The organism is Microbispora sp. NPDC049125 (assembly GCF_040802045.1).
GTDB lineage: Bacteria > Actinomycetota > Actinomycetes > Streptosporangiales > Streptosporangiaceae > Microbispora.
This window is the reverse complement of the sequence record NZ_JBEZDW010000027.1, coordinates 44,740-60,295: the sequence shown is the minus strand read 5'-3', so window position 1 is coordinate 60,295 and position 15,556 is coordinate 44,740. Positions and strand designations below refer to the sequence as shown.

Here is a 15,556-nt window from a genome sequence, read left to right as displayed (position 1 = left end):
CGGCGCGGGCGGCTCGTACAACTGAACAGCCGAGAGGGAGAGGGAGCCGGGAGGCCGACTCGACCCGACAGACATGTGCCCCGCGTCCGCAAGCAAAGCAGCACGCGCGATCCCGCGGCGTGAGAGGGCCGGTCCTCGGTAGTGGCCCCCGGTCGGCACGGCGACAGCCGTACAGACGGAACCGGGCGCTTCGATCGAAGACCGGCACTGCACCTGAACGGGGAGCCCGGCATACGCACGGACGCGGGAGACCGACCACCAAGGAGGTCCCCCGTGGAGGGTGTCCACAGCACGGAAGCCGTCATCGACAACGGCTCATTCGGCACGCGCACGATCCGGTTCGAGACCGGTCGCCTCGCGCGCCAGGCGGCGGGAAGCGCCGTCGCCTATCTCGACGACGAGACGATGGTCCTCTCCGCGACCACCGCCTCGAAGAACCCCAAGGAGAACCTCGACTTCTTCCCGCTCACGGTGGACGTCGAGGAGCGGATGTACGCCGCGGGCCGGATCCCCGGCTCGTTCTTCCGCCGTGAGGGCCGGCCGTCGGAGGACGCCATCCTCACCTGCCGCCTGATCGACCGCCCGCTGCGCCCGTCCTTCGTCAAGGGCCTGCGCAACGAGATCCAGGTCGTCGCCACGATCATGGCGCTGAACCCGGACCACCTGTACGACGTGGTCGCGATCAACGCGGCCAGCCTGTCGACGCAGCTCGCCGGGCTGCCGTTCTCCGGCCCGATCGGCGGCGTCCGCGTCGCGCTGATCGACGGCCAGTGGGTGGCGTTCCCGGCCCACTCCGAGCTGGAGAGGGCCACGTTCGACATGGTCGTCGCCGGCCGGGTCCTGCCCGACGGCGACGTCGCGATCATGATGGTCGAGGCCGAGTCGACCCGCGACACCCTCAAGCTCGTCGCCGAGGGCGCGGTCGCGCCCACCGAGGACACCGTGGCCCAGGGCCTCGACGCCGCCAAGCCGTTCATCAAGGTGCTGTGCGAGGCGCAGGCCAAGGTGGCGGAGGTCGCCGCGAAGGAGACCGCCGAGTACCCGGTCTTCCTGGACTACCAGGAGGACGCGCTCGAGGCCGTCACCGGCGCGGTCCGCAGCGAGCTGGCCTCCGCGCTGACCATCGCGGGCAAGCAGGAGCGCGAGCTCGAGATCGACCGGGTCAAGGCGCTGGCGGCGGAGAAGCTGCTGCCCGACTTCGAGGGCCGCGAGAAGGAGATCGGCGCCGCGTTCCGCTCGCTGACCAAGAAGCTGATGCGCGAGCGCGTCATCAAGGAGGGCGTGCGCATCGACGGGCGCGGCCCCAAGGACATCCGGCAGCTCAACGCCGAGGTCCACGTGGTGCCGCGGGTGCACGGCTCGGCCCTGTTCGAGCGCGGCGAGACCCAGATCCTGGGCATCACCACGCTGAACATGCTGCGCATGGAGCAGATGATCGACACGCTCAATCCCGAGCGGACCAAGCGCTACATGCACAACTACAACTTCCCGCCGTACTCCACCGGTGAGACGGGCCGCGTGGGCTCGCCCAAGCGGCGCGAGATCGGTCACGGCGCGCTGGCCGAGCGGGCGCTCGTGCCCGTCCTGCCGTCGCGCGAGGAGTTCCCGTACGCCATCCGGCAGGTGTCGGAGGCGCTCGGCTCCAACGGCTCGACCTCCATGGGGTCGGTCTGCGCCTCGACGATGGCCCTGCTCGACGCGGGTGTCCCGCTCAAGGAGATGGTCGCCGGCATCGCGATGGGCCTCATCGGCGAGGGCGACCAGTACGTCACGCTGACCGACATCCTCGGGGCCGAGGACGCCATGGGCGACATGGACTTCAAGGTCGCCGGCACCAAGGACGTCATCACCGCGCTGCAGCTGGACACCAAGCTGGACGGCATCCCGGCCAGCGTGCTGGCCGCCGCGCTCAAGCAGGCCAGAGGCGCCCGGCTCGCGATCCTCGACGTGATGCAGGAGGCGATCGACTCCCCGGCGGAGATGAACCCGACCGCGCCGCGCATCATCACGATCAAGGTCCCGGTAGACAAGATCGGCGAGGTCATCGGCCCGAAGGGCAAGATGATCAACCAGATCCAGGACGACACGGGCGCCGAGATCACCATCGAGGACGACGGCACGATCTACATCGGCGCCGTCGACGGGCCGTCGGCCGAAGCCGCTCGCACGATCATCAACGGCATCGCGAACCCGCACATGCCCGAGGTCGGCGAGCGCTACCTGGGGACGGTCGTCAAGATCGCCGCCTTCGGCGCGTTCGTCTCGCTGCTGCCCGGCAAGGACGGCCTGCTGCACGTCTCGCAGATCCGCAAGCTGCACGGCGGCCGCAGGATCGAGAACGTCGAGGACGTCATGAACGTCGGCGAGAAGATCCAGGTGGAGATCGCCGAGATCGACTCGCGCGGCAAGCTCTCCCTGGTGCCGGTCGAGGTCGTCGAGAAGGAGGCCGCCGAGAAGGCCGCCACCGGCTCGAACGGCTCCGCCCCCGCCGGTGCGGGCGACGCGACGCCGGACGTGCCCGCCGAGGCCGCGGCCGACTCCGCCGACGAGCGCGGCGCCCGTCCGCGCCGCAGCCGTACCCGCGGCGGACGGGACGAGCGCAACTCGTGACGACCACCACCTTGTACCCGGGCAAGGACGGTGCGGGGGCGATCCGCCGTACCGTCCTCCCCGGAGGACTCCGCGTGGTGACCGAGGAGATGCCGACCGTCCGCAGCGTGGCGGTCGGCATGTGGGTCGGGATCGGGTCGCGTGACGAGGCGCCCGAGCACATGGGCGCGACCCACTTCCTCGAGCACCTGCTCTTCAAGGGCACGGCGACGAGGGACGCCATGGAGATCTCCGCGTCCATCGAGGGCATCGGCGGTGAGATCAACGCGTTCACCGCCAAGGAGTACACCTGCTACTACGCCCGCGTGCTGGACGAGGACCTCCCGCTCGCGATCGACGTGCTGGCCGACGTCGTGACCTCCTCGCTGATCACTGACGACGACGTGGAGTCCGAGCGCGGCGTGATCCTTGAGGAGATCGCCATGCACGACGACGACCCGTCGGACGTCGTGCACGAGCAGTTCTCCGCCGAGCTGTACGGCGACACGCCGATCGGCCGCCCGATCCTCGGCAACGAGGAGTCGATCAACGCGCTCAGCCGTGACCGCATCCGCGAGTACTACCAGCGCTTCTACCTGCCGCCCCGCACGGTCGTGTCGGTGGCGGGCAACGTGGACCACGAGCGGGTGGTCGCGCTGGTGGCGGCCGCGTATGAGCGGGCCGGCGCGCTGGGCGGCACGGCGGAGCCCGCGGTGCCGCGCATCGGCGGCCCCGGGGTCGCCAGCCGCTCCGGCGTGCGAGTGGTGGACCGGCCGACCGAGCAGGCCAACCTCGTGCTCGGCACCACCGGCGTCTCGCGCACCGACGACCGCCGTTTCGCGCTCGGCGTGCTGAACGCCGCGCTCGGCGGCGGCATGTCGTCCCGGCTGTTCCAGGAGATCCGGGAGAAGCGCGGCCTGGCCTACAGCACCTACAGCTACACCTCCCAGTACGCGGACACCGGCCAGTTCGGCATCTACGTCGGCTGCCTGCCGTCGAAGGTCGACGACGTGCTGAAGATCTGCCGTGACGAGGTAGCCCGGGTCGTGACCGACGGCATCACCGCCGAGGAGATCGTCCGGGGCAAGGGCCAGATGCGCGGCGGGCTCGTGCTGGGCTTGGAGGACACCGGCTCCCGCATGTCGCGGATCGGCAAGAGCGAGCTCGTCTACGAGCAGCTCATGTCGGTCGACGAGGTGCTCGCCCGGATCGAGGCCGTCACGCCCGACGACATCGAGCAGGTCGCCCAGGACATCCTCAACCGGCCGCTCACGCTCGCCGTGATCGGCCCCTACCCCGACAAGGACTTCGGCTTCGCCATCGCCTGAGCCCGCGTTCTGGGATCGCTCCGGGCTCCCCGGATGACTCCCGCCGAGCCGCGCGCGCCCTTCCGGGTTCGCGCGGCTCCGTCATGCCGGGGCTATAACCTTGGGCCGTGATTAAGGTCGGTGTGCTTGGCGCCCGAGGGCGCGTGGGTGTCGAAGTCTGCAAGGCCGTGGACGCGGCCGATGATCTGGAGCTCGTGGCGGCGGTCGACAAGGACGACCCGCTCGACCCGCTGGCCGGGGCCGAGGTGGTGGTGGACTTCACCCATCCCGACGTGGTGATGGGCAACCTGGAGTGGTGCATCGGCCACGGCCTTCACACGGTGGTCGGCACGACCGGGTTCGACGCCGCCAGGCTGGAGACGGTGCGGGGCTGGCTCGCTGCCCGCCCCGGGACCAACGCCCTCATCGCGCCCAACTTCGGCATCGCGGCCGTGCTGATGATGCACTTCGCCCAGCAGGCCGCCAAGTACTTCGAGTCGGTCGAGATCGTGGAGCTGCACCACCCCCACAAGGCCGACGCGCCCTCCGGCACGGCGCGCAGGACCGCCGAGCTGGTTGCCGAGGCCCGCGGCAAGGCCGGGCTCGGTGCCTCTCCCGACGCGACCACCTCCGAGCTCGACGGCGCCCGTGGCGCCTCCGTCGACGGCGTGCACGTCCACGCCGTACGGCTGGCCGGGCTGATCGCCCACCAGGAGGTCATCCTCGGCGGTGAGGGGGAGATCCTCACGATCCGGCACGACACCATGAACCGGTCCTCGTTCACGCCCGGAGTCCTGCTGGGCGTCCGCCGGGTCCGCGAGCTCGGCGGCCTCACGGTTGGGCTGGACCGCCTGCTGGACCTATAAACCTCAACCTCCGGGATCGATTCTCTGCACGGGACATATCGCCCCAGGTAGCGGGGGGTGCGCGAAGTCGGCCAAGGTTGGTCCGGGCCGCCACGCGGGCGGCCTGTCTGCCGACACCCCCCAGGAGAAAGGCATGAGCATCATGGCCGGCATGGAGTTCGAGGACCGCTTCGCCCCGATCGAGATGGACATGCAGTCCGTCAAGATCCTTCTCGGTAGCGTCGACAACAAGGTGGAGCGGGCTCGGCTGGACATCCAGCGGGCGCAGGGCGGCAACACCCGGATGATCCAGGCGCTCCGCGACGACATGTCCGAGTTCCGTGCGGAGGTCCAGAGCCGATTCATTCACATGGACCAGCGGTTCGACTCGATGGACGACCGCTTCACCGCGATGGAGGACCGGTTCATCGCCGTCGACGAGCGCTTCGCCGCGGTCGATGCCCGGTTCGCCGAAGTGGACGCGCGGTTCGATCAGATCGATGAGCGCTTCGCCGCGGTCGATGCCCGGTTCGCGGCGGTGGACGCGCGGTTCGATCAGGTCGACGCTCGTTTCGACGCGGTCGAGTCCCGGCTGGACCGGATGGACACCCGGTTCGACGAGGTGATCGACCTCATCAGGGGCATCGCGGGCAGCGTCGCCCCGGCGGGGGCCTGACAGGCGCCGACCGTCATGTGACGTGACGGCCGCCGCCCGAACCCGGGTGGCGGCCGTACTCGTTGTCAGGGCCGGAAGGGTGTCACAGGGCCAGGCCGATGGCGAAGAGGGCGCCGAAGACCAGCTGGAGGCGGCCCGTCTGCTGCAGGGTGGCGATGAGCGCCGGGCCCGTCGCCCCGGCACGGACGGCCTTCACCGGCGCGAGCGCCAGCGGCAGGGCGAGCAGGGCGAGCACCGAGAACGGGCGTGCCGGCGCGAGCACGAGCGCGAAGGCGAACGGCAGGAGGAGCGCCAGCGAGTAGAGCGTCCGGGTCCGGCGGTCACCCAGCACCACGGCCAGCGTGCGCTTGCCGGACGTCCCGTCCGTGCCGATGTCCCGGAGGTTGTTGACGACCAGCAGGGCGCAGGCGAGCAGGCCCACCGGCACGGCGGCGGCCACGGAGAGCCACGTCAGGCGCTCGGCCTGCACGTACGCCGTCCCGGCCACCGCCACCAGGCCGAAGAACACGAAGACCGAGATCTCGCCCAGCGCGCGGTAGCCGTACGGTCGGGAGCCTCCGGTGTAGAACCAGGCGGCGAGGATGGCGGCGAGCCCGACGAGCAGGAGCCACCACGCGCGGGTGGCCACCACCAGCACCAGCCCGGCGACCGCCGCCGCGAGGAAGCAGCCCAGGGCCGCGGCCAGCACCTGCCGGGGCGCGGCGGCGCCGGAGCCGACGAGCCGCATGGGGCCCACCCGCTCCCTGTCGGTGCCCTTCACTCCGTCGCTGTAGTCGTTGGCGTAGTTGACGCCGATCTGCAGGGCCAGTGCGACGAACAGCGCGAGCAGGGCCCGCCACCAGACGGCGCCGCCCTCAGAGACCGCCACGCCGGTGCCGACGGCGACCGGGACGACGGCGGCGGGCAGCGTACGGGGGCGTGCGCCCGCGAGCCATTGTGCTGGGGTAGCCACTTGTCTCCCTATTTCCTACCTTCCAGGGCCGTCGAGGGACATGTCGGGGCCTCGGAAGGACGTGCGGCTGAAACGTAATGCACCGGATGTTCGTGGGTCAAAAGCGCGAAGACGCGACGACACCGCCCAGGTCACACGCGATGCGATCCTCCACAGGGAACGGTCTCCCGCCGGCTCGACGCCACGCACGGCCGCGTTCGTCTGCGTTCGTCTGCGTTCGTCTGGAGTCCGGCCGCGTTCAGCTGATGTCGGTGCTGAGGCGCATCATGCGGATGGGCCGTCCCATGTCGAGGACGCGCTCGGCCTCGTCCTCGCCCCAGCCGGTCGACTCCAGGAAGCCCAGCATCGGGTGGTTGTCGGCGAAGACCCACGTCACGATCGTGCTGTAGCCGTCCTCGCGGAGGTGGTCCACCGTGGCGTTGAGGAGGCGGCTCGCGTGCCCCCGCCTGATGTGGTTGGGGTCGACGAGCAGCGTCAGCAGCTCCGCGGTGGTGGAGGGATCCAGGTCGGGATCCTCGGCCGGGCCGTGCGAGGCCAGACCCACGACCCGGTCCGACGCGCGCTGCGCCGCGGTCGCGAGGATCCCCCCGGGGCCGAGGGCGGTGAAGGCATCGGTGTCGGGCACGACCCGTTCCACCGCCACCAGCACACGGTGGAGCCGTGTGGGCGGCGCGAGGATGGCCTCCTCCCACTGCCGGCGCCACATCTTCTCCGCGGCCGGGCCGGTCATCTGCTCCAGTGGGCCGGGAGGCAGGAAGTCTCGATAAGCGGCCTTCCACGCCCGGATCTGGGTGCTCGTCACCGCGTCGACATCCTCGAGGCGGGCAGCTCTAACACCCATTCGGCCGGCTCCTTTCTTCGCCTGTAACACCGTACTGGTCAGGAAGGGCTCGGCGTACCTTCTGCTTGGCGTCGTGCCCGATATGCCCGTGTTTTCGTGCGGTTTCCGCAGACTCGCATCGAGCACCAGGAGCGCGAGCGGTTCTTGGAGGAGTCGATGAACGCCCACTGGCAGGTGCTCTCGGCGCACACCTTGAGCCGGGGCCAGGTCCCGTCCGTGTGCGCGACGGAGATCGCCGCCGCTATCCGCGCCAGGCCGCCCGCGACTCCGGAGGCCGCCGGCTCCAGGCCGGGGACCCCGCCGGTGAGCGTCACCCGCACCGGCAGCGCCGCCAGGGCCACGCCAAGATCCTCCGGGGTCTCGTACGGCCCGCCGTCGTGGTTGCGCAGCAGCGCGAGCCGCAGACCCTCACGCAGGCGCGCCGCGAGGGCGAGGTCGTCGTCGAACGCGCGGTCGCCGTCGCCGGTCAGCCCCCGCTCGCGCAGCCACACCGACAGCTCGGCCGGTGAGGCCAGCTCGTCGGCGTCCGACTCGACGTCGTAGGTGTTGACGAAGTCGCGGAGCAGCTCCGCAGGGCCCGCCATGATCGATCACCTCTCGTGACCACTGTACGGCAATAGGAGGTTGTGCAATAATCGACACCGTCATAAGCATTTAGATGGTGTCGGCATTCCGCCGGCCGTGTCCGAGGAGGACTCATGCACGTGAGCTACCTGGCCTATCTCGCCATGCAGCAGAAGAACCGCCGCGAGCGCCGGCTCGCCGAATCCAAGCGGAAGCGCGGCTGACCGCGACGCGCCCGTGTCAAAGGCGTTCACGAGGTGAGGACGGCACCGAGACGGCGGATCCCCTCGTCGAGCTCGGCCAGGTTGTCCGGGGCCGTGTGGGTGAGCCGCAGCCGGGGGCCCGGCGGCTCGGACGGGTAGTAGATCCGCCCCGGGCTCACCAGCACACCGCCGAGCCGGGCCGCCTCCACCACGGCGCCCTCGTCCGTGCCGGGCGGCAGCCGTACCCACACGTGCATCCCGCCCCCGGGGACCAGTCCGACGACGGCCGACGGCGCGTGCCGTGCCAGGCCGGCGAGGAGCGCCGCCTGGCGGGTGGCGATCTCCTGCCGCACGGCGCCGAGATGGCGGCGCCAGGCGGGGGAGCCGACGAGCTCCAGCGCCGTCTCCTGCAGCGGGCGGGCGACGAAGAACGACTCGACCACCTGTACGGCACGCAGCCGGTGCGCGGCGGGCCCCCGGGCGATCAGGCCGGCCACCCGCAGGCTCGGTGAGGAGATCTTGCTCAGCGACAGGATGTGCACGACGGTGCCGTGCGGGTCCATCGCGACCATCGGCGGCGCCACCGGCCCGGTCGTGAGGTACCGCGCGAAGTCGTCCTCGATCACGAACGCTCCGGCGGCCCTGGCGACGGCCAGCACCTGGTCCCTGCGCTCGCGGGTGAGCGTCGCCCCTGTCGGGTTGTGCAGGGTCGGCTGGCAGTAGAACACCCGGGCCCCGGTGACGGCGAAGGCCTCGGCCAGCAGGTCGGGGCGTACGCCGCCGGAGTCGACGGGCACGGCTGTCGCCCGCAGCCCCGCCGCGCCCGCCGCGGCCAGCGCCCCCGGATAGGTGGGAGTCTCCACGAGCACCGGCGCGCCGGGGGCCGCCAGCGCGCGGAAGGCGTGCGTGAGCGCGGCCTGGCCGCCGCTGACCACCAGCACGTCGTTCTGCGTCACCGTGCCGCCCACCTCGCCCGCGAACCATCTGCGCAGCTCCGCCAGGCCGTTCAGGGGCGGCATCGCCCAGGTGTCCGGCCGGCGCACGGCTCTGGCCGCAGCGGCGGCCAGAGCTTTCACCGGCCGGAGCGCGGGATTGAGATATCCGCCGGTCAAGGGGACGACGCCGTCGGCCGGCCGGGCCAGCAGGCTCACCACCCCCCGGTCGTCCACCATCCGGTCCCCGAGCGCGACCGTCTGCCAGGAGGGGTCGGGGGCCTCGGCGATCGGCTCGCGCACCGGCGCGACGAACACGCCGCTGCCGGGCCTTGTCACCACCCGTCCCTCGGCGGCGAGCAGGGCGATGGCCCGGGAGACCGTCACCGGGCTGACGCCGAGCCGGCGCATCAGGTCCCTGCTCGACGGCAGCTTGTCGCCCGGCCTGGCCCGCTGGGTCTCCTCCCTGAGCATCGCGGCCAGGCGAGCGATACTGCTATCGTCATCCATGAGATTGCAGAATAGCGCTATCCAGCCGATGCCGATAGCGGCATCCACGGAGACCGGCCGGGCGCGGGCTTGGCGGGGGAGCCTCCTGGCGGGCGTGGGTGTGATCGCGTTCTCCGGCTCGTTCCCCGCGACCGAGTTCGCGATGCGAGGGCTCGATCCGTACCTGGTGGCGATCGGCCGTGCGGCCCTGGCCGCGCTCGTCGCCGCCGTGTGCCTGAAGGCGGCCGGCGCGCCGCTTCTGCCGCCCAGGGAGCACCTGCGGTCGTACGGCCTGATCGTGCTGGGCGTCGTACTCGGCTTTCCGCTGTTCAGCGGCCTGGCTCTGCACGCCGGCGCGGGCACCGCCCATTCGGCGGTGGTGATCGGGCTGCTCCCCGCCGCGACGGCGGCCTTCGCCGTCCTGCGTGCGGGAGAGCGGCCGCGACCCCTGTTCTGGGCGGCGTGCGTCGCCGGGGCGCTGTCGATCACCGCGTTCACCCTCACGCGCGGGACCGGCAGGTTCGCCGCCGCCGACCTGCTCCTCGTGCTCGCCCTGCTGGCCGCCGCCGTCGGCTACACCGAGGGCGGCCGGCTGTCCCGCGGAGCCCCGGGCTGGCGCGTCATCTCGTACGCCGTGGTCCTGGCCGCGCCGGTGACGGTCCCGGTCACGGCCGTGCTCGCGCTGACGACGCACCCCGAGCTCTCCGCCGTGTCGCTGGCGGGGTTCGCGTACGCCGGCCTGGTGTCCATGTTCCTCGGCTTCATCCCGTGGTACGCCGGACTGGCGATGGGCGGGATCGCCCGCGCCGGGCAGATCCAGCTCGCCCAGCCACTGCTGACGCTGGTCTGGGCCTGGTGGCTGCTGGGGGAGCGGTTCGGGGTGGCCACAGTGGCGGCGGCTCTCGCCGTGCTGGTGTGCGTCGCCGTGACACAGGGCAGTCGCAGGGTCCCTGAGCCCCGGCGGGCCGGAGCCCCCGGGAATGCCGGAGGCGTATGAGCCGCGGAGACTAGGGGACCAGAACGATCTTGCCGATGGCCGCCCGTTCCTCGATGCGGCGATGCGCCGTCGCGGCGTCGGCCAGGGGGAGCACGCTGTCGACCTGCGGGCGCAGCCGGCCGTCGGCCACCATGTCCAGGACCTCCGCCCGCGCGTCCTGGACATGCCGCCCCCATGCGGCGAGCCCGCCGCACCCGGCGAGGGTGAGGCCCCGATGGAGCAGATCGACCGGGGTGACCTCCGGAGGCCCGTCCAGCAGGCCGTAGAACATCATCCTCCCGCCGCCGGGCGTCATCGCGTCGAGGAGCCGCCGGGCCGACGCCCCGCCGATGGCCTCGAAGACGACGTCCACGGTGCCTCCCGCCTCCCGGACCTGATCCGGCCAGGAGGGGTCGGTGTGGTCGAGGACCAGGTCCGCCCCGAGGTCCCGGGCCCGGCGCCGCTTGACCTCGCTGCCGGCCGTGGCGAGCACCCGGCCCGCGCCGAAGCCGCGGACGAGTTGGGTGAGATAGCCCCCGACGCCTCCTCCCGCGACCTCGATGAGCACGGTCTGCCCGTCCTCCAGGGCCGCCGCGCGCAGGAGGGTGAGCGCGACGGCGCCCTGGACGGCGGTGGCCACCGCGTCCGCCGCCGAGACGCCGGCGGGGACGAGTGTGAGGGCGTCCGCGCCGGCCGCCACGTACTCGGCGTAGGTTCCCCCCGTCCCGCCGAGCTTCATCACCGTCACCCGGCGGCCGAGGAGAGCGGCGTCGGCGCCCTCTCCGACCTCGGTCACCGTGCCGGCCGCCTCGAAGCCGAAGACGGCCGGCAGCGGGGCGGGGAAGGGGAAGACGCCGGCGCGGAGCGGGGTCTCGTAATAGCTCACGCCGACGGCCTCGGTCCGCACGAGCACCTCCCCGGGGCCGGGGACGGGTGGGGGGACCTCTTCCAGTCGCAGGACCTCAGGCCCTCCAGTCTCACGCAGCACGATCGCACGCATGCCGGTACTCCTTCTAAGTGGACCACTGGTCAAGTTCGCTCCGTCGTACTATATGGACCCGTGGTTCAGTTGTCACGTCCGGTTTGGAGGGGTCGGGATGGAGGAGCGACGCGAGCGCGCCGACGCGGCCCGCAACCGGCGGGCGATCCTGGCGGCCGCCGAGGAGCTGCTGCGGCGGAACGATCCGGACCAGGTGTCGATCGAGGACGTCGCCGCCGCGGCCGGAGTGGGGAAGGGCACGGTCTTCCATCGCTTCGGCAGCCGTGCCGGGCTGATGCGCGCGCTGATGGAGGAACGGGTGCTCGCTCTGCACGAGGCGATCGCGTCCGGGCCGCCTCCGCTCGGGCCGGGCGCGCCGCCCGGTGAGCGGCTGCAGGCGTTCCTCGACGCCGTCGTGCGGCACGTGGCGGGCAACATCGGCCTGCTGACGGCGCACGAGCACGCCCTCGCCACCCAGCGGCACGCCGAGGGGCGCCGCGAGGCCAACCCCGTCTACCTCTTCTGGCACGGCCACGTGTCGGCGTTGATCGCGGAGGCTCGCCCCGCCCTGGACGCGGATCTCCTCGCGCACGTCCTCCTCGGGTCCCTGCACGCCGACTCGGTCGTACGGATGCTCTGGCGGGGAGAGGCCGACCGGCTCGCCGCGGGGATGCGGGTGCTGGTGTCCGGCCTGCTCGGCCCTTCAGGCGGGGAGACTTGAATCGTGTGACGGCAGGGCACAGGATAGGGAGGTCGGTGTCATATTCACGCGTGGTGGGGCGGTGCGGGATGGCGGACGTCACGATCCCGGAGGGCGGGTTCTGGCCGGCGCCGGAGATCCCGCAGCCGAACATCTACCCGATGGAATGGCGGGTGGAGACCGACAAGCTCGCGGCCATCTACGAGAAGTCCAAGCGCATGGTGTGGAACCCGGCGGACCTGCCGTGGGATCTCCTCCACGCCGAGGACTTCACGCCCGAGCAGCGGCTGGGGATCATGTACTGGTTCTCGGTCCTGGCCAACTTCGACGCCTCGGGGCCCGCCGTCTTCGCCCGCGCCACGATCCAGGCGTTCGAGAAGCACGAGGAGGACCCAGTCCGCAAGTGCTTCTTCTCCATCACGCGCGACGAGATGAACCATGAGGAGTGCTGCCAGCGCGCCATCGCGAGGCTCTGGCCCGGCGGCCCGCTGAGCTGGGAGCCCGCGACCGACCTGGAGCGCGCCGCCCACAACAACATCGGCTGGCTCTATCACAACGGCGGGCGGTACTGGAACGGCTACAACGCGGCCGTGGGGAAGTACTCGCTGGCCGTGCTGTTCACCAGCTTCATGATGGGTGAGATGGCGGCCTCGACGCTGTTTCGCGGCATGGCGTCCGGGACGTCGCATCCCTTGTTCTCCGACATGTTCCACAAGATCGGCCGGGACGAGTCGCGGCACCTGCAGATCTGCATGACGATCCTGGAGAACGAGTGGCCGGGGCTCACGGACGACGTGCGGAGCCTCATCACGCGGCAGCTCCGGGCCGGGTTCGTGTTCCTGTCGATGATCCTGTGGGAGCCCCCTGAGGGCTTCTGGGAGCTCCCGCCGTACTTCCTGCACAACCACCGGGTGCTGATGGACCACGCGCGGGACGCGGGCCTCGGCGTGCTGGCGTACGAGGAGCAGGCCGACAACTGGCGCGTGGCGATGGCCCGGGTCCGGGCGATCGTCGAGCGGTGGGGCATCGAGTTCCCCGCGATCCCCGAGCTCGACATCGAGGGCGTGCCGGTGGACTTCATCGATCCGGAAGAGATCATCCCCGTGTTCTGAGCGGCACCGCGTTCTCCGCTCACCGGCCTGGTCCCGCCGCCGGCGTCGCGAACCGGAGATGTCACCCCGCCGCTTCCTGGTGCGGCGGGTCGTGGTCGCGCCGCGCGTTGAGGACGGCGTGGGCGGCCGTCAGACGTTCCACCTCGTCGCGGCCGGAGTCGCCGCCGGAGACCTCGTCCGCCCATTCGAGCAGGCGGCGCAGGTGGGAGTCGGTCGCCGCCGTGACGATGCGAGGGCTGCCGACGACGACCTGTCCGCCGGTTCCGTCGACGGTGACGAGCGTGCCTTCCGGAAAGGTGCGTCCCCCGGCTCGTACGCAGGCCGCGACGGCGTCGACCGTGAGGTCCGCCGCTCCCACGACGGCGGGTTTGCCCATGGCCCGCGCGACGACGGCGGCGTGGCTGGCCGGGCCGCCGCGGGCGGTGACCACTCCCGCCGCGGCGGCCAGGCCGTGCATGTCGAGCGGGGAGGTGTGCGGGCGCATCAGGATGACCGGGCCGTCGGCGGACATCCGGGCCGCCTGGTCCGCGGTCGTCGCAACCCTGCCGGTCGCGACCCCCGGGCAGGCCCCCAGCCCCCGGGTGAGGACGTCCAGCGTGCCGGCGTTCTCCATCCGTGGCGTATGCGCGTATCGGAGATGCCCCGGACGGACCCGGAGCAGTGCCTCGCGGCGGCTGACGACGCCCTCGTCGGCCAGGTCGACGGCGACGCGGACGGCGGCGCGGCCGACAAGGCCGCCGGGCCGCACCTGCAGGAGCCACAGCCGGCCCGCCTCGAACGTGAACTCCACATGGCACACGTCGCGGAAGTGCTCTTCGAGCTGGTTCACGGCTTCCAGGAGGCCGGCCCACACCGCCGGCTCCCGTCCGGCAAGCTCGGCCAGCGGCCGGGTCGCCGACCTGCCGGAGACCACGTCCTCGCCCTGGCGGCCGAACAGGACATCACCGAACGGGGACCTCTCACCGGTGTTCGGGTCGCGGCTGAACGCGACACCGGTGCCACTGTGGTCGTCGCGGTTGCCGAACACCATGGCCTGCACGGTGACGGCCGTGCCGAGGTCATGCGGGATGTCGTGCAGCTCCCGGTAGGTCCTGGCCCGGGGTGTGTCCCATGACGAGAACACGGCCCTGATGGCCAGTTCCAGCTGCCGCATCGCGTCGTCGGGGACCGGTTCGCCGGTTCGTTCGAGGAAGAGGGCCTCGACGCCCCGGATCGCGGCGGCGAGACGCGTCTCCTCGCCGCCGCCTTCTCGCGCGACGGCTTCCAGATCCTCCGGGGCCTGGCCGGCGACCGCCGAGGCGAAGCTGGACAGGAACCGCAGGCGCGAGTCGAGCGCGAACCGCAGGTCACCTGTCTCGGCTGCCAATCCCGCCGTGGCCTCGGTGGTGAGACCGAGATTGAGGATCGTGCTCATCATGCCGGGCATCGACACGCCGGCGCCCGAGCGGACCGAGACCGCCAGCGGCCGCTCCGGTCCGCCGAGGCGCCGTCGCGTGGCGGCCTCCAGATCGGAGACGGCGGCGGCCAGCTCGGCGCAGAGGCCGCCGGGAAGCCGCCCGTCGCGGAGAAAGGCGCGGCACGCCGCGGTGCCGATGACGAACGCGGGGGGCACGGGAAGCCCGAGACGGTGTAACACGACAAGGCCGCTCGCCTTGCCGCCGAGGACGCTCGCGGTCGCCTCGGCCTCCGCCGAAAGCGGATGAATCCAGGTCATCGGCTGCCGTTCAGTGTCGCGGGATGCCCAGTGTGACGAGCAGATCCTCATGCAGCTGGAACCACACGCTGTGGTACGACGCCAGGTCGTCCGTCACGTAGTCCAGCGCGCCGGATCTGACACGCGCGAGAGCTTCGGTGAGCCGGGTCCGATACCGCTGGAATCGGGGCAGGGCCGCGGACAGGCGCGCGCAGACGGCGCCGGCACGCCGGTCGAGGTCGGTGAACCGGCCCAGGACCCGGGAGTCGTAGGCGGGGTCGGTGTGGTCGTTGGGTGCCGCGACACCGTCGACCGACCGCATCTGCCATGCCGTGCAGAGATCGAGCACCTCCGGGTTGAGCACGAGAAAGTCGTCGTACGCCTCGGTCACCGCGCGCCGGGCGCCGGCCGCGTCCAGCTCCTCGCAGATCCACCGGGCGTCCGCGGCCCGGCCGGCCTCGGTGAGACCCCACCCACCGAAGTCGCCCGGCACGCGGGTGACGAGGCCGGCCACCGCAAGGTCGATCAGCTCGGACTCCGCGTCCGGCTCAGGAAGCCCCGTCGCCTCGGACACGCGGGCGAGGCCGGAGAAGCCGATGCAGCGAAGGGTGTGGAGCACCAGCAGTTCGGTGCTGGTCGTCTGGGGGGAGCTCGGCACGTCGGCAGGCCTTCCGTCCATGGGTTTCCCGTCGGCCAGG

Annotated in this window: 14 protein-coding genes; 7 read left to right on the top strand and 7 right to left on the bottom strand. The window is 71.7% G+C overall.

The window, feature by feature from the left end; all coding sequences use genetic code 11:
* The first annotated feature begins 273 nt into the window (after positions 1-273).
* From AB0B72_RS27385 to AB0B72_RS27370, 4 genes are all read left to right on the top strand, one after another.
* Entirely contained in the window at positions 274-2,610 is a 2,337-nt protein-coding gene (locus AB0B72_RS27385; protein WP_367741878.1) for a polyribonucleotide nucleotidyltransferase, read from the top strand.
* Positions 2,607-3,917 carry a M16 family metallopeptidase gene (locus AB0B72_RS27380; RefSeq protein WP_367741877.1) on the top strand — a complete coding sequence of 437 codons (1,311 nt, stop codon included), beginning with the start codon at positions 2,607-2,609 and terminating at the stop codon, positions 3,915-3,917. Before AB0B72_RS27385 ends, AB0B72_RS27380 begins: the two co-directional genes overlap by 4 nt.
* A gap of 107 nt (positions 3,918-4,024) precedes the next feature.
* Positions 4,025-4,762: a 4-hydroxy-tetrahydrodipicolinate reductase gene (gene dapB / locus AB0B72_RS27375; protein WP_367741876.1), complete on the top strand. Its 738-nt coding sequence runs from the start codon at positions 4,025-4,027 to the stop codon at positions 4,760-4,762.
* Between the two features lie 133 nt (positions 4,763-4,895).
* On the top strand, positions 4,896-5,417 hold the full coding sequence (locus tag AB0B72_RS27370; RefSeq protein ID WP_367741874.1) for a hypothetical protein: 522 nt from the start codon (positions 4,896-4,898) through the stop codon (positions 5,415-5,417).
* An 82-nt stretch (positions 5,418-5,499) separates the two neighbouring features.
* Here AB0B72_RS27370 and AB0B72_RS27365 read toward each other — a convergent pair whose 3' ends face one another.
* The 4 genes from AB0B72_RS27365 to AB0B72_RS27350 all read right to left on the bottom strand — a co-directional run bounded on the left by AB0B72_RS27365 (position 5,500) and on the right by AB0B72_RS27350 (position 9,419).
* Entirely contained in the window at positions 5,500-6,369 is an 870-nt protein-coding gene (locus AB0B72_RS27365) for a 1,4-dihydroxy-2-naphthoate polyprenyltransferase (RefSeq protein ID WP_367741872.1), read from the bottom strand.
* Positions 6,370-6,607: 238 nt separating this feature from the next.
* Positions 6,608-7,210: an N-acetyltransferase family protein gene (locus AB0B72_RS27360; protein ID WP_367741871.1), complete on the bottom strand. Its 603-nt coding sequence runs from the start codon at positions 7,208-7,210 to the stop codon at positions 6,608-6,610.
* Positions 7,211-7,248: 38 nt separating this feature from the next.
* The gene (locus tag AB0B72_RS27355) at positions 7,249-7,794 is read right to left on the bottom strand and encodes a CGNR zinc finger domain-containing protein (protein WP_367741870.1); all 546 of its coding nucleotides are present in this window, start codon (positions 7,792-7,794) and stop codon (positions 7,249-7,251) included.
* Positions 7,795-8,024: 230 nt separating this feature from the next.
* A complete protein-coding gene (locus AB0B72_RS27350; protein WP_367741869.1) occupies positions 8,025-9,419 on the bottom strand; it encodes a PLP-dependent aminotransferase family protein in 1,395 nt (464 codons plus the stop codon).
* Between AB0B72_RS27350 and AB0B72_RS27345 the strand changes: the two genes are divergently transcribed.
* Entirely contained in the window at positions 9,418-10,395 is a 978-nt protein-coding gene (locus AB0B72_RS27345) for a DMT family transporter (RefSeq protein ID WP_367741867.1), read from the top strand. The two genes, AB0B72_RS27350 and AB0B72_RS27345, sit on opposite strands and share 2 nt — an antisense overlap.
* Before the next feature lie 10 nt (positions 10,396-10,405).
* On the opposite strand, the gene AB0B72_RS27340 is transcribed toward AB0B72_RS27345, so the two are convergent.
* Positions 10,406-11,374, bottom strand: coding sequence for a zinc-binding alcohol dehydrogenase family protein (locus AB0B72_RS27340; RefSeq protein WP_367741866.1), 969 nt, complete (start codon positions 11,372-11,374; stop codon positions 10,406-10,408).
* A 97-nt stretch (positions 11,375-11,471) separates the two neighbouring features.
* On the opposite strand from AB0B72_RS27340, the gene AB0B72_RS27335 reads away from it, so the two are divergent.
* Both AB0B72_RS27335 and AB0B72_RS27330 read left to right on the top strand, forming a co-directional pair.
* The gene (locus AB0B72_RS27335) at positions 11,472-12,074 is read left to right on the top strand and encodes a TetR/AcrR family transcriptional regulator (protein ID WP_367741865.1); all 603 of its coding nucleotides are present in this window, start codon (positions 11,472-11,474) and stop codon (positions 12,072-12,074) included.
* A gap of 35 nt (positions 12,075-12,109) precedes the next feature.
* Positions 12,110-13,165 carry a hypothetical protein gene (locus tag AB0B72_RS27330; protein ID WP_367741864.1) on the top strand — a complete coding sequence of 352 codons (1,056 nt, stop codon included), beginning with the start codon at positions 12,110-12,112 and terminating at the stop codon, positions 13,163-13,165.
* Positions 13,166-13,226: 61 nt separating this feature from the next.
* Here AB0B72_RS27330 and AB0B72_RS27325 read toward each other — a convergent pair whose 3' ends face one another.
* Both AB0B72_RS27325 and AB0B72_RS27320 read right to left on the bottom strand, forming a co-directional pair.
* Positions 13,227-14,879 (bottom strand): pyruvate, phosphate dikinase, encoded by a 1,653-nt coding sequence (locus AB0B72_RS27325; protein WP_367741863.1) that lies wholly within the window; start codon positions 14,877-14,879, stop codon positions 13,227-13,229.
* Positions 14,880-14,889: 10 nt separating this feature from the next.
* On the bottom strand, positions 14,890-15,537 hold the full coding sequence (locus tag AB0B72_RS27320) for a transcriptional regulator (RefSeq protein WP_367741862.1): 648 nt from the start codon (positions 15,535-15,537) through the stop codon (positions 14,890-14,892).
* Positions 15,538-15,556: the final 19 nt, after the last annotated feature.